Raw genomic sequence first — 21,529 nt, forward strand, 5'->3', positions numbered from 1 at the left:
TCACTGGGGCGTCGGCCGCGTCGGCACGCCGGCGCTGCAGATGTCGATGTGGCCCGGGCTGTGCACGAACCAGCCGCTGCGGTAGCGGCGCGCGTCGAGCAGCTGGGTCCAGGTAGCGGACTCGGTCTTCAGCACCTGCAAGGCGGGGCGCTCCTCGGCGGGCACGTCTGCCAGCAGCCGGATGCGCTGGATGCCGGTGCGCTGCTCGGGCCTGTCGTAGAAGCCCATCGCCGCCGTGCCGCGGGGGAGGGCAGACAGCAGCTCCATGCCCTTGAGTACGCGACCGACGACGGTGATGTTCAGGTCCAGCCCGCGCGGGGCCTGGCCGATGACGACGTAGAGCTCGGTGCCGTTGCTCGAATCGATGGCATCGCCACGGCCCGCGCCGACCATGCCGTAGCAGTGGGCCAGCCAGGCCTTGCCGGCCCTGGGGTCGGCCGCGACTGGGAAACCCTGGGCAAAGCCGGTGCGCGGTGCCCAGCCGTCCACGTCGGCCAGCCTGGCGAAGCCGGCGGTCTTGCCGATGCGGTCCAGCGGCACCGAGAACTCGGCGGGCAGTTTCGGCGCCACGCCGGCCGGAAGCGGCTTGGCCTTGGTGGCGTCCTCTCCGTCGGGGTCGCCCCACTGGGTGACGAAGTTGTCCTGCACGCGCAGGATGGCCAGGCCGTCCCAATAGCCGCCATGGGCCAGCGCGCGGATGTTGGCGGCGTGGGCGGGCGCAAAGCGCGGTGCCAGCTCGATGATGACCTGGCCCGAGGCCAGCTCCATCAGCAGCGTGTTGTCGGGGTCCAGCGCGCGCCAGTCGCTGCCGGGCGACGCAGCGAGGATCTCCTGCGCGGAGTGCTTCTTGACGGGCGCCGGTGCCCTGCGCGGCGCGGCCATGGCGGAGGAAAGCAGACAGGCCAGGGCCAGCGTGGCCAGGGCGGAGGCGTTGTGTTTCATGGGCGCGGAGCTTAGCGCCGCCGGTGGCCGCTAGAACTCAGCCAGGCCCTTCCACAGCATGTAGGCCGCCAGTACGAACAGCAGGCTCGCGAACACTTTCTTCAACTGAGCCACGTCCATGGCATGGGCTGCGCGGGCGCCCAGCGGCGCCATCGTCACGCTGGCTGCGGCGATCAGCGCGAGCGCCGGCAGGTAGAGGTAGCCCACGGCGCCCGGCAGCGCGGGCGTAAGCCCCCAGCCGCCGATGACATAGCCCAGCGTGTTGGCGACGGCGATGGGGAAGCCGAGGGCCGCGCTGGTGGCCACTGCAAGGTGCACCGGCACGTTGCACCAGACCATGAAGGGCACGCTGACAAAGCCGCCGCCCGCGCCCACCAGGCCCGACAGCAGGCCGATGCCGGCGCCGGCGCCGAGCTGGCCAGCCGTGCCGGGCATCTGCCGGCTGGGCGCGGGGCGCTTGTTGCGCAGCATCTGCCAGCCCGAGAAACTGACGAAGGCCGCGAACACCAGCGCCAGCCAGGCACCCTTGATCAGCGCGAACAGGCCGGCACCAGCCAGCAGGCCGCCGACGAGGATGCCCGGCGCCAGACCCTTGACGAGATCCCAGCGCACCGCGCCGCGCTTGTGGTGAGCACGCACGCTGGACAGCGACGTGAACATGATGGTGGCCATCGAGGTGGCGATGGCCATCTTGACTGCCGGGCCCGCCTCGACGCCGCGCTGGCCGAGGATGAAGGTCAGGAAGGGCACCATCAGCATGCCGCCGCCGATGCCCAGCAACCCGGCGAGAAATCCCGCTGCCAGGCCCAGTGCCAGCAGTTCGATGACTAGGGACGCCGTCATGCGCTGTGCAACCGCTTGACCACCGCCGCCCACTCGGCCGGCGTGACCGGCGTGATGGACAGGCGGCTGCCTTTTTCGAGCACGCGCATCGAGGCCAGCTCCGGCGCCTCGCGCATCTCCTTCAGGCTCAGCAGCCGCGTCGTCTCGCGCCAGCGCACGTCCACATGCACCCAGCGTGGGGCCTCGAGCTTGGACTTGGAGTCGAAGTAATGACTGGAAGGGTCGAACTGTGTCGCGTCCGGGTAGGCCGCGCTGCCGACCTCGGCCAGGCCCGCGATGCCGGGCTCGGGGCAGGACGAGTGATAGAAGAGCACGCCATCGCCCAGCCGCATGTCGTCGCGCATGAAGTTGCGCGCCTGATAGTTGCGCACGCCGGTCCAGGGCAGGGTGCCGGCCCGTTGCAGGTCGAGGATGGAGGCCTCGTCGGGCTCGGACTTCATCAGCCAGTAGCGCATGGCACCTCGGCAGTGACAAGACGTAGTGCCTTGCCCCGTGGAACTCGCGGAACCGGCTTTGCGAGGCCGCTGAGTCCTCCCCCTTGAGGGGGCCGGCGAAGCCGGTAGGGGGTGGGCTTGTGAATGAGGGTGTCCACCGCGAATCCTGGGGGCCGAGATCCTGAACACCCTGGGGTATACAGGTGGGCGAGGTCAGCCGGACTTCGGGTTCATCTGACGCGAGACGATCACGCCCGTCCGGAATGTTCCAAGCCCTTGCTCATAGAGCATCGGATGAAGGAAATAAAAGCCCCGGGGACTGCGATGGACGGGATGGATTCTACGGCGCTACAGGAGCTGCCCGTCGTGTTCCAGCGCTTCGTCCAGGCGCTTGACGAGGGCATCCAGCTCCGGCGCTGACACGCTCGCAGCCGGCAGGGCCACTGGGGCTGCGGCGCGGGGCGTTTCGGCCAGCTGGTAGGCCAGGTTCAGCGCGGCCAGCACGGCGATGCGTTCGCGCGCCTTGACCTTGCCGGCGTCGCGGATGGCGCTCATCTCGCGGTCCACCTGGGCCACGGCGGCGGTCAGCGCGGCCTCGCCGCCCTCGGGGCAGCCGAGCAGATAGCTCTGGCCCATGATGGTGACTTCCATCTGCTTCATGGCTGTTGCTCTTCCTTGGGGGCCTCGACGGGCAGGCGCTCCAGCAGCGCGTCCACGCGGGCGCGTGCCGCGTTCAGGCGCGAGCGCAGGCTGTCGCGCTCCTGCGTGATGGCGGTCAGCTGCACCTGCAGCAGCAGGTTGGTGCGCAGGATTTCGTCGTGGCGAAGGAGCAGGCGCTCCACGCGATCGGTCAAGTCGGTCAGGCTGGCCATGGATGGGCTCGGGTCAGGCGGCGGCCGATTTTAGTTGCCGTCCGAAGTCGCACTCGTTGACAACGGCGCAGGCGTTGCACAGCGGCTTGCGCGCCTGGCAGACGTAGCGGCCGTGCAGGATGAGCCAGTGGTGGGCATCCACGCCGTAGGCCGGTGGCACGCGCTTGAGCAGGCCGAGCTCGACGGCCAGCGGCGTCTTGCCCGGTGCGAGTCCAGTGCGGTTGCTGACGCGGAAGATGTGGGTGTCCACGGCCATCGTCGGCTCGCCGAAGGCCACGTTGAGCACGACGTTGGCCGTCTTGCGGCCCACGCCGGGCAGTGCCTCCAGCGCTTCGCGGCTGCGCGGCACCTCGCCGCCATGCTGGTCAAGCAGGATGCGGCAGGTCTGCAGCAGGTGCCTGGCCTTGCTGCGGTACAGGCCGATGGTCTTGATGTGGCTTTCCAGTCCTTCGGTGCCCAGCGCCAGGATCTGGGCCGGCGTGTTGGCGACGGCAAACAGGCGTTTCGTCGCCTTGTTCACGCCGACGTCGGTGGCCTGGGCCGACAGCAGCACGGCCGTGAGCAGTTCGAAGACGCTGGCGAATTCCAGCTCGGTCTGCGGCGCAGGGTTTGCGCGTTGCAGCGTGGCGAAGAAGCGTTCGATCTGAGCGACATTCATGCCGCGATTGTCAGCCCCGTTTGGCTCGTGCGCGGGCAAGCGCTGCCTCGATGACGGCGCGCTTGCGGTCCAGCTGCGCCGGGTCGGTGATGACCGATGCCGCCGCCACGTCGGCCAGCTTCGCCTCGGCCTTGGCCATGAGCCGCACCTCGTTCTCCTCGGCCTCGCGGTGGCGGCGGAACTGGCGGAAGGCGTAGCGCTCGCGCGCCTCGTCGGCCTGGTGCTGGCTCCATGCGGCCCAGCCGGTGGTGGTGGTCACTTCGGGTATGGAGATGCAGTCCACCGGGCAGGCCGGCACGCAGAGCTCACAGCCTGTGCACTGGGCCGCGACGACGACGTGCATGGCCTTGGGCGCGCCGACGATGCAGTCGGCCGGGCAGGCCTTGATGCACAGCGTGCAGCCGATGCACCAGGCCTCGTCAATGACGGCCACGCCTCGTGTGGCTTCGATGCCGTTGGCGGGATTCAGCGCCAGGGCAGGGCGGCCGGTGATGACTGAGAGCCTCGCCACGCCTTCCGCGCCGCCGGGCGGGCACTGATTGATCTCGGCCTCACCCGCGGCGACGGCGTCGGCGTAGCGGCGGCAGTCCGGGTAGCCGCAGCGGGTGCATTGGGTCTGCGGCAGTGCGGCGTCGATCAGGGACGCGAGGCTCACGCTGGATTCAAGCCTTTCGCCTGCGGGCCGGTGCCGGCTTGGCCGTGGCCTTGACGGGGGTCGCCTTGGCGGTCTTCTTCAGCGGCGCAGCTTCGTACTTGGCGATGAACTCGCGCACTTCGGGATAGACGTTGTCGCGCCAGCGGCGGCCCGAGAAGATGCCGTAGTGGCCGGCGCCGATGGCGTCGTAGTGGTATTGGTGCTGCTTGGACACGCCGGAGCAGATCTCGTGGGCGGCCTTGGTCTGGCCGGCGCCGGAGATGTCGTCCAGTTCGCCTTCGACCGTCAGCAGGGCCGTCGTCGTGATGTCCTGCGGGCGCACGAAGGCGCCGTCCACCTGCCAGGTCCCGTTGACCAGCGCGAAATCCTGGAAGACGGTCTTGATGGTGTCCAGGTAGTACTCGGCCGGCATGTCCAGCACGGCGTTGTACTCGTCGTAGAAGCGGCGGTGGGCCTCTGCGCCCTCGTCGTCGCCGCGCACCAGGTCCAGGAAGTAGTCGTAGTGGGAGGTCAGATGCCGGTCCGGGTTCATCGCAACGAAGCCGGTGTGCTGCAGAAAGCCCGGGTAGACCTCGCGGCCGGCGCCGGGGAAGTTGGTGGGCACGCGGTAGATGACGTTGGTCTCGAACCAGCTGAAGCTGCGGTTCATGGCCAGGTTGTTGACGGCCGTCGGGCTCTTGCGGGCGTCGATGGGGCCGCCCATCATGGTCATGCTGCGCGGCGTGGGCTCACCGGCGCTGGCCATCAGCGAGATGGCGGCCAGCACGGGCACCGTGGGCTGGCAGACGGACATCACATGGCAGTCCGCGCCGCCGACGTGGCGGATGAACTCCTGCACGTAGCGGATGTAGTCGTCCAGGTGGAAGGGGCCTACTTCCAGCGGCACCATGCGGGCGTCGGTCCAGTCGGTGATATAGACCTTGTGGTCCTTCAGCAGTTGCTTGACGGTTTCGCGCAGCAGCGTGCTGTGGTGGCCGGACAGCGGCGCCACGACCAGCACCGTGGGCTGGTCCTTCATCTTGGCCAGTACCTTGGGGTCGTCCGTGTAGCGCTTGAAGCGCAGCAGCCGGCAGAAGGGCTTCTCCAGCGGCACCAGCTCCTGCACGGCGACCTCGACGCCATCGACCTCGACGGTCTTGATGTCGAACTCGGGCTTCTCGTAGTCCTTGGCCAGACGATGCGCCAGGTCGAGGCCTGCCGACAGGCGCTGAGCCATCGGCGTGTGCGCGAACGGCGACAGCGGGTGGCTGTAGAGCTTGGCCGATGCGGCGGCGAACTCCGAGAAGGGGCTGAGCAGGGCGCGCTGGGTTTCGAAGAGCTGATACAGCATGGCAAACCTTGAACTAGGGGCCGTGGAATGGCCCGATGGTGCCAGAAAACGCTTTCGGCTTTGTGCGCTGCAACATCGGATTGACGGTCAAACCGCCAATCCTGCGCACTTCAACGGTGCGTTCAGCCCTTCAGCACGGCGGCCATGGCCGCGGCGACGGTCGGCAGGTTGCCTTCGTTCAGCGCGGCCACGCAGATGCGGCCGGAGTCCACACCGTAGACGCCGAACTCATTGCGCAGGCGCTGCATCTGGGCGGCGTTGAGGCCGGAGTAGCTGAACATGCCCAGCTGCTCGGTGACGAAGGACAGATCCTGCGTGACACCGGCGGCCTTCAGCGCTGCGACCAGCGCTGAGCGCATGGCCTTGATGCGCACGCGCATGCCGCCCAGTTCCTCTTCCCACAGGCCGCGCAGCTTGTCGTCGGACAGCACGGCGGCCACCACCTGGGCGCCGTGCGTCGGCGGGTTGGAGTAGTTGGTGCGGATCATGATCTTCAACTGCGACAGCACGCGCACGGCCTCTTCGTCGCTGTTGCAGACGACGCTCAGCGCGCCGACGCGCTCGCCGTACAGCGAGAAGCTCTTGGAGAAGCTGGTGGACACGAAGAAGCCCACACCGGCGGCCTGGAACTGGCGCACCGCCTCGCCATCTTCCTTGAGGCCGAAACCGAAGCCCTGGTAGGCCATGTCCAGGAAAGGCGTCAGGCTCTTGGCCTTGACGACGGCGACCACCTCGGCCCACTGGGCAGCCGTGATGTCGTAACCCGTCGGGTTGTGGCAGCAGGCGTGCAGCACGACGACCGTGCCCGCTGGCGCGGCGTTCAATGCGGCCAGCATGCCGTCGAAGTTGATGCCCTTCCTGGCGGCGTCGTAGTAGGGGTAGGTCTCGACCGTGAAGCCGGCCTGGGTGAACAGGGCGCGGTGGTTCTCCCAGCTCGGGTCGGAAATCAGCACCTTGGCGCCGGGGTTGAGCTGCTTGAGGAAGTCGGCGCCGATCTTCAGCGCGCCGGTGCCGCCCAGGGCCTGCACGGTGGCGATGTTTTTCAGCTCGCTGCCGAAGACCAGCTTCTGCACGGCCTTGTCGTAGGCGGCGATGCCGTCGATAGGGAGGTAGCCGCGCGGCTTGGGGGCGGCGGCCATGGCAGCCTCGGCTTCACGGACGCACTTCAGCAGCGGCAGCTTGCCGGCTTCGTCGTAGTAGACGCCCACGCCGAGGTTGACCTTGCCGGCGCGGGTGTCGGCGTTGAACTGCTCGTTCAGGCCGAGGATGGGATCACGGGGGGCAAGGGCGACGTCGGCGAAGAGGGACATGACGGGTTTCCTGAAAGGACGTTGGCAGCAGGGGAGGGTTGAAAGATCAGGGTCTGCGCTAACCTGCCCGGTTTCGCAGCGAACCAATTTTGCCCCGTGATTCAGGGAATTCCCCATGCAAGAAGCTTTGAACGTCCAACCCGGCCCCGAAAGTGACTCGGAGGAACGCAAGGGCGAATTCGTCAGCTTCGAAGGCTCCCCGTTCCAGCTGTTCCAGCCTTTCCCTCCGGCGGGGGATCAGCCGACGGCCATCGCCCAGTTGGTGGAGGGGATCAACGATGGCCTCAGCTACCAGACCCTGCTGGGCGTGACCGGCTCGGGCAAGACCTTCACGATGGCCAACGTCATCGCCCGGCTGGGCCGGCCGGCCATCGTCTTCGCACCCAACAAGACGCTGGCAGCCCAGCTCTACAGCGAGTTCAAGGACTTCTTTCCGAAGAACGCGGTCGAGTACTTCGTCAGCTACTACGACTACTACCAGCCCGAGGCCTATGTGCCGCAGCGCGATCTCTTCATCGAGAAGGACAGCGCCATCAACGAGCACATCGAGCAGATGCGGCTGTCGTGCACCAAGAGCCTGCTGGAGCGGCGCGACGTGATCATCGTGGCCTCCGTGTCGGCCATCTACGGCATCGGCTCGCCCGCTGATTACCACCAGATGGTCATGACGCTGCGGGTGGGCGACAAGCTGGGCCAGCGTGACGTCATCGCCCACCTGATCCGCATGCAGTACACGCGCAACGAGATGGAGTTCCAGCGCGGCCACTTCCGCGTGCGCGGGGACACCATCGACGTCTTCCCGGCCGAGCATTCGGAGCTGGCCATCCGCATCGAGCTGTTCGACGACGAGATCGAGGCCCTGTCGCTGTTCGATCCGCTGACGGGACAGATCCGCCAGAAGATCCCGCGCTTCACCGTCTACCCCAGCAGCCACTACGTGACGCCGCGCGAGCGCGTGCTGGCGGCGGCAGACGCCATCAAGGAGGAACTGCGCGAGCGCGTCGGCTTCTTCGTCAAGGAGGGCAAGCTGGTCGAGGCCCAGCGCATCGAGCAGCGCACGCGCTTCGACCTGGAGATGCTGCAGGAGGTGGGCCACTGCAAGGGCATCGAGAACTACACGCGGCACCTGTCCGGCGCCCAGCCCGGCGACCCGCCGCCGACGCTGGTGGACTACCTGCCGCCCGACGCGCTGATGTTCCTCGACGAAAGCCATGTGCTGATCGGCCAGTTCGGCGGCATGTACAACGGCGACCGGGCGCGCAAGACGACGCTGGTCGAGTATGGCTTTCGCCTGCCGTCGGCCCTGGACAACCGACCGCTGAAGTTCGCCGAGTTCGAGCGCAAGATGCGCCAGGCCATCTTCGTGTCGGCCACGCCGGCGCAGTACGAGCAGGACAACGCGGGCCAGGTGGTCGAGCAGGTCGTGCGGCCGACGGGCCTCGTGGACCCCATCGTCGAGGTGCGGCCGGCCACGCATCAGGTGGACGACGTGCTGCAGGAAATCCGCCTGCGCGTGGAGGTCAACGAGCGCGTGCTGATCACGACGCTGACCAAACGCATGGCCGAGCAGCTGACCGACTACCTCAGCGACAACGGCGTCAAGGTGCGCTATCTGCACTCTGACGTGGACACGGTGGAGCGCGTGGAAATCCTGCGCGACCTGCGGCTGGGCGCCTTCGACGTGCTGGTGGGCATCAACCTGCTGCGCGAGGGGCTGGACATCCCCGAGGTGTCGCTCGTGGCCATCCTGGATGCCGACAAGGAAGGCTTCCTGCGCGCCGAGCGCAGCCTGATCCAGACCATCGGCCGCGCGGCGCGCAACCTCAACGGCAAGGCCATTCTTTATGCGGACCGCATCACCGAGTCCATGAAGAAGGCCATCGGCGAAACAGAGCGCCGTCGCGCCAAGCAGATCGCCTTCAACGAGGAGCACGGCATCACGCCGCGCAGCGTGCAAAAGCGCATCAAGGACCTGATCGACGGCGTCTACTCCGAAGAGGCCGGCCGCGACGAGGCCAAGCTGTTGGCGGTCGCCAAGGTGGAGGACCTGTCCGAGAAGGACCTGGCCAAGCGCATGGCCCAGCTCGAAAAGCAGATGCTGGAGCACGCCCGCAACCTGGAGTTCGAGCTGGCCGCCCGCCTGCGCGACCAACTTGCGCAACTGCGTGAGCAGGCCTTCGGCGCACTCGTGCACGACAACATCGTGCCGCTGGACAGCGCTCGCAAGACCGGCTTGCCACGTTGAACTGCTGCGTTGCAGCAAAAAACCCGTCGAATCCTAGGGCTACCCAGTAACCCTGGGATGCGGCCGATTAGTCGAGTAAAATCATCGGAAATGATTCGCTCGGCTATTGTCCCGGGCGTCACGGGTTAACCCGAAATCATTTGTCCAGGACAAATCCTGGTCGTGCCATCTCGCAAAGGAGTTTTTATGCGTCTCACTACCAAAGGCCGGTTTGCAGTCACCGCGATGTTGGACTTGGCGCTGCGCGAGAATACGGGCCCCGTGGCTCTGGCGGCGATCAGCCAACGGCAGCAGATTTCGCTGTCCTACCTGGAGCAGCTCTTCGGCAAGCTGCGCCGCCATGAACTGGTGGAAAGCACGCGTGGCCCGGGCGGCGGGTATTCGCTGGGCCGCAAGGCCGAGGACATCACCGTCGCCGACATCATCGTCGCCGTGGACGAGGCGTTGGACGCCACCGGCTGCGGCGGCAAGGAAAACTGCATGGGCGAAGACAGCGGCCGCTGCATCACCCATGAACTCTGGACCAATCTGAACGCCAAGATGATCGAGTACCTCGATTCCGTTTCCCTGCGCAAGCTCGCCGACGAGCAACTGGCCAAGGGCTTCGAGGTCGAGGCGGCGCCGGTCAAACGCGCCATCTCCAGCCAGCCGGTGCTCAAGCCCATCCGCGTGACGGCGCCGAACTCCGTCTTCGCCCTGGGCGGCGCGTTCAGCAAGTAAGTCAGAAGAACTCGAAAAGAAGTCGTTCCATGGACATGACCCCGCACTTCCCGATCTACCTCGACTACGGCGCCACGACGCCGTGCGACCCCCGCGTGGTGGACGCGATGATTCCCTGGTTGCGCGAGCATTTCGGCAACCCGGCGTCGCGCAGCCACGCCTGGGGCTGGGAAGCTGAAGAGGCCGTCGAGAAGGCCCGCGTGCAGGTGGCCGAGCTGATCGGCGCCGACCCGCGCGAGATCGTCTGGACCTCGGGGGCGACCGAGTCCAACAACCTGGCGCTGAAGGGTGCAGCGCAGTTCTACAAGACCCGCGGCAAGCACCTGATCACCGTGAAGACCGAGCACAAGGCCGTGCTCGACACCATGCGTGAGCTGGAGCGCCAGGGCTTCGACGTGACCTATCTCGACGTGCTGGAGAACGGCCTCGTCGACCTGGAAGCCTTCAAGGCCGCGCTGCGCCCGGACACCATCCTGGCCTCGGTCATGTACGTGAACAACGAGATCGGCGTCATCCAGGACGTCGTCGCGCTGGGCAACCTCTGCCGCGAGCGCGGCATCATCTTCCACGTCGATGCAGCCCAGGCCACCGGCAAGGTCGAGATCGACATGGCCAAGCTGCCTATCGACCTGATGAGCCTGGCCTCGCACAAGACCTACGGCCCCAAGGGCATCGGTGCGCTCTACGTGCGCCGCAAGCCGCGCGTGCGTCTGGAGGCCCAGATGCATGGTGGCGGCCACGAGCGCGGCATGCGCTCGGGCACGCTGCCGGTGCACCAGATCGTCGGCATGGGCGAGGCCTTCCGCATCGCCCGCGAGGAGATGGGCATCGAGAGTGATCGCATCCGCGCGCTTCACGAGCGTCTGGTGAAGGGGCTCTCGGACATCGAGCAGACCTTCATCAATGGCGATCTGGAAAAGCGCGTTCCTCACAACCTGAACATCTCTTTCAACTACGTCGAGGGCGAGTCGCTGATCATGGGCGTGAAGGGCCTGGCGGTGTCGTCCGGCTCAGCCTGCACCTCGGCCAGCCTGGAGCCCAGCTATGTGCTGCGCGCGCTGGGCCGCAGCGATGAACTGGCGCATTCCTCCCTGCGCATGACCATCGGCCGCTTCACGACCGAGGAAGAGATCGACTACGCCGTCAGCGTGTTGACGGACCGCGTCGCGAAACTGCGCGAACTGTCCCCGCTCTGGGACATGTACAAGGACGGTGTCGATCTGAGCACCATCCAGTGGGCCGCCCACTGAGGAGAACAACATGGCTTACAGCGAAAAGGTCGTTGACCACTACGAGAACCCCCGCAACGTCGGCAAGTTCGACAACGGCGACGAGGACGTCGGCACCGGCATGGTCGGCGCGCCCGCCTGCGGCGACGTGATGAAGCTGCAGATCAAGGTCAATCCGCAAACCGGCCTCATCGAGGACGCGAAGTTCAAGACCTACGGCTGCGGCTCGGCCATCGCCTCCAGCTCCCTCGTGACCGAATGGGTCAAGGGCAAGAGCCTGGACGAGGCGCTGACGATCAAGAACACCCAGATCGCCGAAGAGCTGGCTCTGCCGCCGGTCAAGATCCACTGCTCTATCCTGGCCGAAGACGCCATCAAGGCCGCCGTGGACGACTACCGCGCCAAGCACAGCAGCTGATATGTCCGTCACGCTGACCGAAGCCGCGGCCCGCCACGTCAAGCGCTACATCGCCAAGCGCGGCAAGGGCGTGGGCGTGCGCCTGGGCGTGAAGACCACTGGTTGCTCAGGCCTGGCCTACAAGCTGGAATACGCCGACGAGGTGGCGCCGGAAGACGTGATCTTCGAAGGGCATGAGGTCAAGATCCTCATCGACCCCAAGAGCCTGCCCTATCTGGACGGCACCGAGCTGGACTTCGTCCGCGAAGGCCTGAACGAAGGCTTCAAGTTCCGCAACCCGCGCGAGAAGGACCGCTGCGGCTGCGGCGAATCGTTCCGTGTCTGACCGGCCCCGAGTTCTTGCTGAGCGCGGCACCGGCCGCGCTTTTTGCTTTTTCACCGCCGCACCATGCGCCTGACCGACAACGACTTCCAGCTCTTCGGCCTGCCCGAGACGCAGGCTCAGGCGCGCGCCGACATCGACGCGCGCTGGAAGGCGTTGCAGGCCGAGGTGCACCCCGACCGTTTCGCGTCTGAGGGTGCTGCCGCCCAGCGCGTGGCCATGCAATGGGCCATGCGCGTGAACGAGGCCTACCAGCGTCTGAAGGATCCGCTCAAGCGCGCGGCCTACCTGTGCGAGCTGCGCGGTGCGTCGGTTGGGGCGGAGAACAACACGCAGATGCCGGCCGCCTTCCTGATGCAGCAGATGGAGTGGCGCGAGGCGCTGGATGAGGCGGGGAGCGAGTCCGCCCTCGAAGCCCTCGATGACGATGCGGCTCAAGCCGAAGCCGCCTCGTTGGCCCAGGCGCAGAGGCTTCTCGACGACAACAACGACGCGCCGGCGGCAGCCGCGCAGGTGAGGGCGCTGATGTTCATCCAGCGTTTCCGCGCCGACATCGACCAGCGCCTCGCGGCGTTGGATGCCTGACTCATGGCCCTTCTTCAAATCTCCGAACCCGGCGCCTCGCCGGACCCGCACCAGCGCCGCATCGCCGTCGGCATCGACCTGGGTACGACCCATTCCCTCGTCGCCGCCGTGCGCCACGGCGTGGCCGAATGCCTGCCCGACGAGCAGGGCCGCGTCATCCTGCCGTCGGCCGTGCGCTATCTGCCCGAAGGCCGCCGCCAGATCGGCGCCGACGCGCTCGCAGCCCAGGCCGAGGACCCCGAGAACACCATCGTCTCGGTCAAGCGCTTCATGGGCCGGGCCGTGGCCGACATCGCCAATCGCGAGCAGCTGCCCTACCAATTCGAGGATCGCCCCGGCATGCTGGCCATTGCCACGCGCGACGGCGTGAAGAGCCCCGTCGAGGTGTCCGCCGAGATCCTCGCCACGCTGCGCTTCCGCGCCGAAGACAGCTTCCTCGATGACCTGTTCGGCGCCGTCATCACGGTGCCGGCCTACTTCGACGATGCCCAGCGCCAGGCCACCAAGGACGCCGCCGAGCTGGCTGGCCTCAAGGTGCTGCGCCTCATCAACGAACCCACGGCGGCGGCCATCGCCTACGGCCTGGACAACGCCAGCGAAGGCCTTTATGCCGTCTACGACCTCGGTGGCGGCACCTTCGACATCTCGCTGCTGCGCCTGATGCGCGGCGTTTTCGAGGTCGTTGCGACGGGCGGCGATGCGGCCCTTGGCGGTGACGATTTCGATCGGGCGCTGGCCGATTGGGCGCTCGCCGGTCGTGTTGTCGAATCGGCGCACGACAAGCGTGCGGTCCTCGTCGCAGCGCGTGCGGCCAAGGAGGCCCTGTCCGGAGCGGAGTCGGCCGAACTGGTCGCGACGCTGGACACTGGCGAACTGCGCGCGAGTGTCACGCGCCAGCAGTTTGAAGATCTGGTCCAGCCGCTGATCGCCAAGACGCTGTCGTCCGTGAAGCGCGTGCTGCGCGACGCCAAGGTCAAGGCAGTCGACGTGCAGGGCACGGTCATGGTGGGCGGCTCCACGCGCATGCCCGTCGTGCGCCGCGCTGTTGGCGAGCTGTTCGGCCGCGAGGTGTTGACCAACCTCAACCCCGACGAGGTCGTGGCCCTGGGCGCCGCCATCCAGGCCAACCAGCTCGCCGGCAATGCCGCCGATGGCGAGATCCTGCTGCTGGATGTGATCCCGCTGTCTCTCGGCCTGGAAACGATGGGCGGCCTCGTCGAGCGCGTCATCGAGCGCAACTCGACCATCCCCGTGGCCAAGGCCCAGGACTTCACGACCTTCAAGGACGGCCAGACGGCCATGGCCATCCACGTGGTGCAGGGCGAGCGCGAACTGGTCAGCGAATGCCGGTCGCTCGCTCGTTTCGAGCTGCGCGGCATCCCGCCGATGGTGGCCGGCGCGGCGCGCATCCGCGTCAGCTTCCAGGTTGATGCGGACGGCCTGCTCAGTGTCTCTGCCGAGGAGTTGACCTCGGGCGTGCAGGCCGCCATCACCGTCAAGCCCAGCTACGGCCTCGGCGACGACGAGATCGCCAACATGCTGAAGGACGGCTTCGCCAGTGCCGAGGGCGACATGGCCGCACGCAAGCTGCGCGAGGCCCGGGTCGAAGCCGAACGCATGATCCTCGCGACGCGCAGCGCGCTGGCCGTCGATGGCGATCTGCTGCCTCAGGCCGAGCGTGAAGCGCTCGAGGCCAGGCTGGCGGAGCTGGCGCGCATGGACGGCGATGCCGATGCCATCGATGCCGCCGTGAAGGCGCTGGCCGAGGCGACCGAGGGTTTTGCCGCCGAGCGCATGAACCGCTCCATCGCCCGCGCGCTGACCGGCCGCAACGTCTCGGCTCTCTGAAAGCACACCATGCCCGTCATCAAGATCCTCCCTCACGCCGAGTACTGCCCCGACGGTGCCAGCATCACGGCAGCCCCCGGTACGTCGATCTGCGAAGCCCTGCTGGACAACGACATCCACATCGAGCATGCCTGCGACCAGGTCTGCGCCTGCACGACCTGCCACGTCATCGTGCGCGAGGGCGGCCGGTCCCTCTCCGAGATGGAAGAAGACGAGGAGGACATGCTGGACCGCGCCTGGGGGCTGGAGCCTGATTCGCGCCTGTCCTGCCAGGCGCTGCTGCGCCAGCAGGACATCACGGTCGAGATCCCCAAGTACTCCGTCAACCACGCCAAGGAAGGCAAGTGAGTGGGGTGAAGCGCATCCTGGGTTTCGAGTCGTCCTGCGACGAGACCGGGGTTGCGCTCGTCGAGGTGGAGGGCGACAGGCCGCCACGGCTGCTGGCCCAGGCGCTGCACAGCCAGATCTCGATGCACCAGGCCTACGGCGGCGTCGTGCCCGAACTGGCCTCACGCGACCATGTGCGGCGCGTGCTGCCGTTGACGCGCGAGGTGCTGTCGCAGGCTGGACTGGCGCTGCATGACGTGAGCCTGGTGGCCTACACCCAAGGCCCCGGCCTTGCGGGCGCCTTGCTCGTGGGCGCGGGCGTCGCTGTGTCGTTGGCCGCCGCCCTGGATGTGCCGGCACTGCCTGTGCATCACCTGGAAGGGCATCTGCTGTCGCCCTTCCTGTCGGCCGATCCGCCGGAGTTCCCCTTCGTCGCTCTGCTGGTTAGCGGCGGCCACACGCAGTTGATGCGTGTGGACGAAGTGGGGGCGTACGAGATGCTCGGCGAAACCATCGACGACGCTGCTGGCGAGGCTTTCGACAAGAGTGCCAAGCTGCTGGGCCTGCCCTACCCGGGCGGCCCGCACCTGGCGCGCATGGCCGAGTTCGGCAATCCGGAGGCCTTCGCCCTGCCGCGCCCGCTGCTGCACAGCGGCAAGCCGGATTTCAGCTTCGCCGGCCTGAAGACGGCGGTGCTGACGCAGGTGAAGAAGATCGGCTTGGACGGATCCGTGCCCTGCGAGCAGACCAAGGCCGACTTGGCCGCATCGACGCAGGCCGCCATCGTCGACGTGCTGGTGAAGAAGTCGCTGCTGGCGCTGAAGGAAACGGGGTTGAAGCGCCTTGTCGTCGCTGGCGGCGTGGGTGCCAATGCCAAGCTGCGCGAGCAGCTGAATGCTGTCTGCGCGAAGCGGGGTGTGCGCGTGCACTACCCCGAACTGCAGCTCTGCACCGACAACGGCGCCATGATCGCGATGGCCGCTGCGCTGCGCGTGCAGCGGGGCATGGCCCAGCCCAGACGGGACGGCGGCTTCGAAGTCCGCCCGCGCTGGGATCTGTCGGCCGTTTAGTTGATCGTCAGCTGGCCGCCGTTCTCGGCGATGCGCTTGACCAGGTTCAAGGTCAGCACGCCGTTCTCGAAGCGGGCCTGCGATTGCGCTTGATCGATCTCGACGGGCAGCGAGAAGCTGCGGGCATAGCTGGCTGCGCGACGCTCGCGGTAGAGCACGCGGGAGCCGTCGGTCGATGCAGCGGCTTCCGCCGTGGCGGTCTCGATGTGCACGCGGCGACCTTCAATCCGGACCCTGACGGCTTCCTTCGCGACGCCGGGCATGTCGACGGTGACGCTGTAGGCCTTGTCGTCCTCGCTGACGTCCAGGGCGGGCGTGCGGATGGTGTCGGCATCGAACGGACGCACGGCACGGGCGACGTAGCGGGGTTGGGTGAGGTAGAACATGGCGATTCGACTCCGTTGGTTTGCGCTGCTGAGCCAGTCGGGAGCAGCACCCGATGACCCGGAGATAGGGCGGTGCTGAAGCGCTTCAAGAGTGGTTCCCGCGCCGAAGCAGATAAGTCACGCATTCATGGGGCAGGGCATTCCTTGCTCTTGAAACCGGCTTGGGGCGCCCCTAAGTCCGACTGCTTGGTCTGCCGCTGTTTGGGCTGTTTCAGGCTTTGGGCTAGAATCCGAAGGTTTTGCGCTTCCCGGTGCAGAACAAGAAGCTCGTCGCAAGTCGAGCGCGCCAGCACGGCTCGGGGTGGTTTCCCCCGTGTCCGCAAGTCAACCCCGGAAACCGTCTGCGGCAGCGCCATGTGATGTGCCTGCCCGGCCGGACTTCCGAAACCTTTTGGAAAACAAAATGTCCGTCGCCGATCTGAACAAGGCCGAAATCGTCAAGGCCAACGCCCGCAGCGCCAACGACACCGGCAGCCCCGAAGTCCAAGTCGCCCTGCTGACCGCCCGCATCAACGAGCTGACGCCCCACTTCAAGCTGCACGCCAAGGACCACCACGGCCGCCGCGGCCTGCTGAAGATGGTCAACACCCGCAAGAGCCTGCTGGCCTACCTGAAGCGCATCGATTCCAGCCGCTACACCGCGCTGATCGCCAAGCTGGGCCTGCGCAAGTAAGTCACCCGAATCCGCAAGGAGCCTGTCTGGTCCATCAAGCCCAGCACAGGCTCTTTGTCCATCTGCCGGAACCAAGCTGACGTGGTCACGGATCATTCCAAGACGGCTTTCGCGCGAGCCGCCCTGGAATGGCATCTGGACCAAACCCAGTCTCGTTTCCGGTGTTCACCGGGCGCCCAAGTTCGATGACTTGCGCCCAACGCAACCAGGAGCAATGAGCATGTCCATGTTCAACAAGGTCACCAAGTCCTTCCAGTGGGGCCGCCACCAAGTCGTTCTGGAAACGGGCGAGATCGCCCGCCAGTCCACCGGCGCCGTCCTCGTCAACATCGAAGGCACCGTCGTGTTGGCCACCGTGGTCGCCAAGACCGAGGCCAAGGCCGGCCAGGACTTCTTCCCGCTGACCGTCGACTACCTCGAGAAGACGTATGCCGCCGGCAAGATCCCCGGCAGCTTCTTCAAGCGCGAGGGCCGTCCCTCCGAGCACGAGACGCTGACCAGCCGCCTGATCGACCGCCCGATCCGCCCGCTGTTCCCCGAAGGCTTCTTCAATGAAGTCCAGGTCGTCATCCATGTGGTGAGCCTGAACCCCGAAGTGCAGGCCGACATCGCCGCCATGATCGGCACGTCCGCCGCCCTGGCCGTGTCCGGCATCCCGTTCAATGGCCCGATCGGCGCCGCCCGCGTGGGTTATGTGAACGGCGAGTACACGCTGAACCCGAGCAAGTCTGAACTGGTGAACAGCCAGATGGACCTGGTCGTCGCCGGCACGCAAGCCGCCGTGCTGATGGTCGAGTCCGAGGCCTCCGGGCTGTCGGAAGAAGTCATGCTGGGCGCAGTGGTGTTCGGCCACGAGCAGGGCAATGTCGCCATCGCCGCGATCAACGAACTGGTCAAGGAAGCCGGCAAGCCGGCCTGGAACTGGACCGCGCCCGCCAAGGACGAAGCCTTCATCGCCAAGGTCAACGCCCTGGCCGAAGGCCCGCTGCGCGAGGCCTACCAGATCCGCTCCAAGCAGGCCCGCACGCAAGCCTGCCGCGCCGCCACGGCCAACGTGTTCGCCGCGCTGTCGGCCGAAGGCGTGTCGTTCGACAAGGTCGAGGTCGAAGGCCTGCTGTTCGAGATCGAAGCCCGCATCGTGCGCAGCCAGATCCTGGCGGGTGAGCCGCGCATCGACGGCCGCGACACCCGCACCGTGCGCCCCATCGAGATCAGCAACGGCATCCTGCCGCGCACCCACGGCTCGGCGCTGTTCACGCGCGGAGAGACGCAGGCTCTCGTGGTCGCCACGCTGGGCACGGACCGTGATGCCCAGCGCATCGACGCGCTGGACGGCGAGTTCGAAGACCGCTTCATGATGCACTACAACATGCCCCCCTTCGCTACCGGCGAGACGGGTCGTGTGGGCTCGCCGAAGCGCCGCGAAATCGGCCACGGCCGTCTGGCCAAGCGCGCGCTGATCGCCGCGCTGCCGAGCAAGGAAGACTTCCCGTATTCGCTGCGCGTGGTCTCGGAAATCACCGAGTCCAACGGCTCCTCGTCGATGGCCTCCGTCTGCGGCGGCTGCCTGGCGCTGATGGACGCCGGCGTGCCGATGAAGTCCCATGTGGCCGGCATCGCCATGGGTCTGATCAAGGACGCCAACCGCTTCGCCGTGCTGACCGACATCCTGGGTGACGAAGATCACCTGGGTGACATGGACTTCAAGGTGGCCGGCACGACGACCGGCATCACCGCCCTGCAGATGGACATCAAGATCCAGGGCATCACCAAGGAGATCATGCAGGTCGCCCTGGCTCAGGCCAAGGAAGCCCGCCTGCACATCCTGGGCAAGATGGTCGAGGCCATGGGCAGCGCCAACACCGAGGTGTCGCAGTTCGCCCCGCGCCTGTACACGATGAAGATCAACCCGGAGAAGATCCGTGACGTTATCGGCAAGGGCGGCGCCACCATCCGTGCACTGACCGAAGAGACCGGCACGACGATCGACATCGGCGAAGACGGCACCATCACGATCGCGTCGACGGACGCCGAGAAGGCCGAGATGGCCAAGAAGCGCATCGCCGAGATCACGGCCGAAGTCGAAGTGGGCAAGGTCTACGAAGGCCCGATCGTCAAGATTCTGGACTTCGGCGCCCTCGTGAACCTGCTGCCCGGCAAGGACGGCCTGCTGCACATCAGCCAGATCGCCCACCAGCGCGTCGAAAAGGTGACCGACTTCCTGCAGGAAGGCCAAGTCGTCAAGGTCAAGGTGCTCGAGACCGACGAGAAGGGCCGCATCAAGCTGTCCATGAAGGCGCTGATCGACCGCCCGGAGCGTGAAGCTGCGCCGGCCGCTGAGCCGACGTCGCCCGCAGCGGAGTAATCAGGGCTGCGATGAGGGCCATCGCGATCACCCGCCCCGGCGGGCCCGAGGTGCTTGAACTGGCCGAACGGCCGGATCCTGTCGCGGGCCTGGGTGAGTGCCTGATCCGTGTTGCAGCTTCGGGTATCAACCGCCCGGACGTGCTGCAGCGCAAGGGCGCCTATCCGCCGCCGCCGGGTGCGAGCGAGTTGCCTGGGTTGGAGATTGCTGGCGACATCGTCGCCGGCGACGCGTCAGCTCTGGCTGCGCATGGCTTCAAGCTGGGCGACAAGGTCTGCGCTCTGGTCAATGGTGGCGGCTATGCTGAGTTGTGCGCGGTGCCGGTGGGCCAATGCTTGCCTGTGCCCAAGGGATGGACGCTGGCCGAAGCGGCCACGCTTCCGGAAACCTGCTTCACTGTCTGGGCCAATGTGTTCGACCGCGTCGGCCTGCAAGCCGGCGAGACGCTGCTGATCCATGGCGGCTCCAGCGGCATAGGCGTGACGGCCATCCAGATGGCCAAGGCGCTCGGCGCCCGCGTGCTGGTGACGGTGGGTAGTGCCGACAAGGCCGAGGCCTGCAAGGCCCTGGGTGCCGACGTCGCAATCAACTACCGTGAACAGAACTTCGTTGCCGAAGCCAAGGCCGCCACCGGTGGTCGTGGCGTCGACGTGATCCTGGACATGGTGGCGGGCGACTACATCGGCCGCGGCGTGCAGGCGCTGGCCGAGGACGGCCGCCTCGCGCTGATCGCCGTGCAGGGTGGCGTGAAGTCGGAGATCGATGCCGGACTCGTGCTGCGCAAGCGCCTGACGATCACCGGCTCGACGCTGCGCCCGCGTTCTGCGGCCTTCAAGGCCCAGCTCGCGCGCTCCTTGCGCGACAGGGTCTGGCCGCTGATCGAGGCGGGCCACATCAAGCCCGTGGTGTACCGCGAGCTGCCCGCCGCGCGGGCGGCCGAGGCTCATGCATTGATGGAATCCAACCAGCACATCGGCAAGATCGTGCTGACCTGGTGAGGAGCTGACATGAGAAAGAAACTTGTCGTGGGCAACTGGAAGATGCATGGCAGCCGAGCTGCCAATGCCCAGCTGCTCGCCGGCCTCAAGGAAGCCGGCCCCTGGAACGCCGACGTCGCCGTCTGCGTGCCGTTCCTCTACATTGCCGAGACGGCTCTGGCTCTGACCGGCACGGCCATCGCCTATGGCGCCCAGGATTGCTCCTCGCACGAGCAGGGCGCCTACACCGGCGAGGTGTCGTCGGCCATGCTGCACGACGTCGGCTGCCGCTACGCCATCGTCGGCCACTCGGAGCGCCGCGCCTACCACGCGGAGAGCGACCAGCTCGTCGCCGACAAGGCCAAGGCTGCGTTGGCCCATGGCGTGACGCCCATCGTTTGCGTGGGTGAAACCCGCGCCGAGCGCGAAGCCGGCCAGACTGAAGCTGTCGTCAAGCGCCAGCTCGCCGCCGTCATCCACACGCTGGGCCACTGCTGCGGCGAGATGGTCGTGGCCTATGAGCCTGTCTGGGCCATCGGTACCGGCCTGACGGCCACGCCCGCCGAAGCGCAGGCCGTGCATGCTGTGCTGCGCGCCCAGCTGCATGCCGCGACCGACCGTTCGGCCGCCATGCGCATCCTCTATGGCGGCAGCGTCAAGGCCGACAACGCGGCCGAGCTGTTCTCGCAGGCCGACATCGACGGCGGCCTGATCGGTGGCGCCTCGTTGAAGGTGGCTGACTTCGCCGCCATTTGCCGGGCCGCGGCCCACTGAGTTTTCCCGGCGTCCGGCGTGGGCGCCTCCGAGTTTTGATGGAGTGTTTGGAATGCAGTTCTTTGCAAATCTGGTGTTGATCGTTCAGCTGCTGTCGGCCCTGGCGATCATCGGTCTGGTGCTGGTGCAGCACGGCAAGGGCGCCGACATGGGCGCGTCCTTTGGCAGCGGTGCTTCCGGCAGCCTGTTCGGTGCCACCGGCAGCGCCAATTTCCTGTCGCGCAGCACTGCCGTGGCGGCGACGCTGTTCTTCGGCTGCACGCTGGGTCTGGCCTTCCTGTCCAACGGGCGCACCGCTGCGCCGGGCGCGGACAACGTGCTGGACCGCGCCGCCGTCGTTGCGCCGGCGCCTGCCGCCTCCGGTGCTGCCGCCATCCCTGGCGCCATCGTTGCGCCCGCTGCGCCGGCCTCCGCGGCAGCTTCGGCCGCTGCGAACTGAAGCCTGACTAAAAGCCTCGCCTCTTCATCGGAGGCCAGTCATTTCCGGTATAGAATGCGAGGCTGTCTGGCAAGCAAAACCCTCCCCAGTTGCCGGGCAGATTTCAG

At 66.9% G+C, this 21,529-nt stretch carries 24 protein-coding genes; 14 read left to right on the top strand and 10 right to left on the bottom strand.

Features of this window, described 5'->3' with window-relative positions; genetic code table 11:
- From AC07VX_RS07315 to AC07VX_RS07355, 9 genes are all read right to left on the bottom strand, one after another.
- The gene (locus AC07VX_RS07315) at positions 1–942 is read right to left on the bottom strand and encodes a peptidylprolyl isomerase (RefSeq protein ID WP_493164092.1); all 942 of its coding nucleotides are present in this window, start codon (positions 940–942) and stop codon (positions 1–3) included.
- A 30-nt stretch (positions 943–972) separates the two neighbouring features.
- Positions 973–1,785, bottom strand: coding sequence for a sulfite exporter TauE/SafE family protein (locus AC07VX_RS07320; RefSeq protein ID WP_493164093.1), 813 nt, complete (start codon positions 1,783–1,785; stop codon positions 973–975).
- A complete protein-coding gene (locus AC07VX_RS07325; RefSeq protein WP_493164094.1) occupies positions 1,782–2,240 on the bottom strand; it encodes an EVE domain-containing protein in 459 nt (152 codons plus the stop codon). The genes AC07VX_RS07320 and AC07VX_RS07325 overlap by 4 nt, the downstream gene beginning before the upstream one ends.
- A 327-nt stretch (positions 2,241–2,567) precedes the next feature.
- The gene (locus AC07VX_RS07330; protein WP_493164095.1) at positions 2,568–2,879 is read right to left on the bottom strand and encodes a cell division protein ZapA; all 312 of its coding nucleotides are present in this window, start codon (positions 2,877–2,879) and stop codon (positions 2,568–2,570) included.
- A complete protein-coding gene (locus tag AC07VX_RS07335) occupies positions 2,876–3,091 on the bottom strand; it encodes a DUF904 domain-containing protein (protein ID WP_493164096.1) in 216 nt (71 codons plus the stop codon). Before AC07VX_RS07335 ends, AC07VX_RS07330 begins: the two co-directional genes overlap by 4 nt.
- Before the next feature lie 13 nt (positions 3,092–3,104).
- Positions 3,105–3,749, bottom strand: coding sequence for an endonuclease III (gene nth, locus AC07VX_RS07340; RefSeq protein ID WP_493164098.1), 645 nt, complete (start codon positions 3,747–3,749; stop codon positions 3,105–3,107).
- Positions 3,750–3,759: 10 nt separating this feature from the next.
- Complete coding sequence (rsxB, locus tag AC07VX_RS07345; RefSeq protein ID WP_493164099.1) at positions 3,760–4,404, bottom strand: electron transport complex subunit RsxB; 645 nt, start codon at positions 4,402–4,404, stop codon at positions 3,760–3,762.
- 7 nt (positions 4,405–4,411) lie between these two features.
- Positions 4,412–5,734: a polyhydroxyalkanoate depolymerase gene (locus tag AC07VX_RS07350; RefSeq protein ID WP_493164100.1), complete on the bottom strand. Its 1,323-nt coding sequence runs from the start codon at positions 5,732–5,734 to the stop codon at positions 4,412–4,414.
- Positions 5,735–5,856: 122 nt separating this feature from the next.
- The gene (locus AC07VX_RS07355; protein ID WP_493164101.1) at positions 5,857–7,044 is read right to left on the bottom strand and encodes an amino acid aminotransferase; all 1,188 of its coding nucleotides are present in this window, start codon (positions 7,042–7,044) and stop codon (positions 5,857–5,859) included.
- 115 nt (positions 7,045–7,159) lie between these two features.
- On the opposite strand from AC07VX_RS07355, the gene uvrB reads away from it, so the two are divergent.
- From uvrB to tsaD, 9 genes are all read left to right on the top strand, one after another.
- Positions 7,160–9,289, top strand: a complete 2,130-nt coding sequence (gene uvrB / locus AC07VX_RS07360) for an excinuclease ABC subunit UvrB (RefSeq protein ID WP_493164102.1) — start codon at positions 7,160–7,162, stop codon at positions 9,287–9,289.
- Between the two features lie 186 nt (positions 9,290–9,475).
- Complete coding sequence (gene iscR / locus AC07VX_RS07365) at positions 9,476–10,009, top strand: Fe-S cluster assembly transcriptional regulator IscR (protein ID WP_025563988.1); 534 nt, start codon at positions 9,476–9,478, stop codon at positions 10,007–10,009.
- A 29-nt stretch (positions 10,010–10,038) separates the two neighbouring features.
- Positions 10,039–11,259, top strand: coding sequence for an IscS subfamily cysteine desulfurase (locus AC07VX_RS07370; protein WP_493164103.1), 1,221 nt, complete (start codon positions 10,039–10,041; stop codon positions 11,257–11,259).
- Between the two features lie 10 nt (positions 11,260–11,269).
- Positions 11,270–11,656 (top strand): Fe-S cluster assembly scaffold IscU, encoded by a 387-nt coding sequence (iscU, locus tag AC07VX_RS07375; RefSeq protein ID WP_493164104.1) that lies wholly within the window; start codon positions 11,270–11,272, stop codon positions 11,654–11,656.
- 1 nt (position 11,657) lies between these two features.
- Positions 11,658–11,981, top strand: a complete 324-nt coding sequence (gene iscA, locus AC07VX_RS07380; protein ID WP_310270377.1) for an iron-sulfur cluster assembly protein IscA — start codon at positions 11,658–11,660, stop codon at positions 11,979–11,981.
- 63 nt (positions 11,982–12,044) lie between these two features.
- Positions 12,045–12,563 (top strand): Fe-S protein assembly co-chaperone HscB, encoded by a 519-nt coding sequence (hscB, locus tag AC07VX_RS07385; RefSeq protein ID WP_493164105.1) that lies wholly within the window; start codon positions 12,045–12,047, stop codon positions 12,561–12,563.
- 3 nt (positions 12,564–12,566) lie between these two features.
- Positions 12,567–14,411, top strand: coding sequence for a Fe-S protein assembly chaperone HscA (hscA, locus tag AC07VX_RS07390; protein WP_493164106.1), 1,845 nt, complete (start codon positions 12,567–12,569; stop codon positions 14,409–14,411).
- 9 nt (positions 14,412–14,420) lie between these two features.
- Positions 14,421–14,759 carry an ISC system 2Fe-2S type ferredoxin gene (gene fdx / locus AC07VX_RS07395; RefSeq protein ID WP_493164107.1) on the top strand — a complete coding sequence of 113 codons (339 nt, stop codon included), beginning with the start codon at positions 14,421–14,423 and terminating at the stop codon, positions 14,757–14,759.
- Between the two features lie 5 nt (positions 14,760–14,764).
- Positions 14,765–15,808: a tRNA (adenosine(37)-N6)-threonylcarbamoyltransferase complex transferase subunit TsaD gene (tsaD, locus tag AC07VX_RS07400; protein ID WP_493164108.1), complete on the top strand. Its 1,044-nt coding sequence runs from the start codon at positions 14,765–14,767 to the stop codon at positions 15,806–15,808.
- Here the strand turns inward: tsaD and AC07VX_RS07405 are convergent.
- Positions 15,805–16,194 (bottom strand): Hsp20/alpha crystallin family protein, encoded by a 390-nt coding sequence (locus AC07VX_RS07405; RefSeq protein WP_493164109.1) that lies wholly within the window; start codon positions 16,192–16,194, stop codon positions 15,805–15,807. The two genes, tsaD and AC07VX_RS07405, sit on opposite strands and share 4 nt — an antisense overlap.
- Positions 16,195–16,597: 403 nt before the next feature.
- Between AC07VX_RS07405 and rpsO the strand changes: the two genes are divergently transcribed.
- From rpsO to secG, 5 genes are all read left to right on the top strand, one after another.
- Positions 16,598–16,867 carry a 30S ribosomal protein S15 gene (gene rpsO, locus AC07VX_RS07410; RefSeq protein ID WP_493164110.1) on the top strand — a complete coding sequence of 90 codons (270 nt, stop codon included), beginning with the start codon at positions 16,598–16,600 and terminating at the stop codon, positions 16,865–16,867.
- 220 nt (positions 16,868–17,087) lie between these two features.
- Positions 17,088–19,232 carry a polyribonucleotide nucleotidyltransferase gene (pnp, locus tag AC07VX_RS07415; RefSeq protein WP_493164111.1) on the top strand — a complete coding sequence of 715 codons (2,145 nt, stop codon included), beginning with the start codon at positions 17,088–17,090 and terminating at the stop codon, positions 19,230–19,232.
- 11 nt (positions 19,233–19,243) lie between these two features.
- Positions 19,244–20,230: an NAD(P)H-quinone oxidoreductase gene (locus AC07VX_RS07420; RefSeq protein ID WP_493164112.1), complete on the top strand. Its 987-nt coding sequence runs from the start codon at positions 19,244–19,246 to the stop codon at positions 20,228–20,230.
- Between the two features lie 9 nt (positions 20,231–20,239).
- A complete protein-coding gene (gene tpiA, locus AC07VX_RS07425; RefSeq protein WP_493164113.1) occupies positions 20,240–20,983 on the top strand; it encodes a triose-phosphate isomerase in 744 nt (247 codons plus the stop codon).
- Between the two features lie 52 nt (positions 20,984–21,035).
- Positions 21,036–21,422, top strand: coding sequence for a preprotein translocase subunit SecG (gene secG, locus AC07VX_RS07430; RefSeq protein ID WP_493164114.1), 387 nt, complete (start codon positions 21,036–21,038; stop codon positions 21,420–21,422).
- The last annotated feature ends 107 nt before the right edge of the window (positions 21,423–21,529 follow it).

The organism is Roseateles sp. GW821-FHT03B02 (assembly GCF_059421025.1).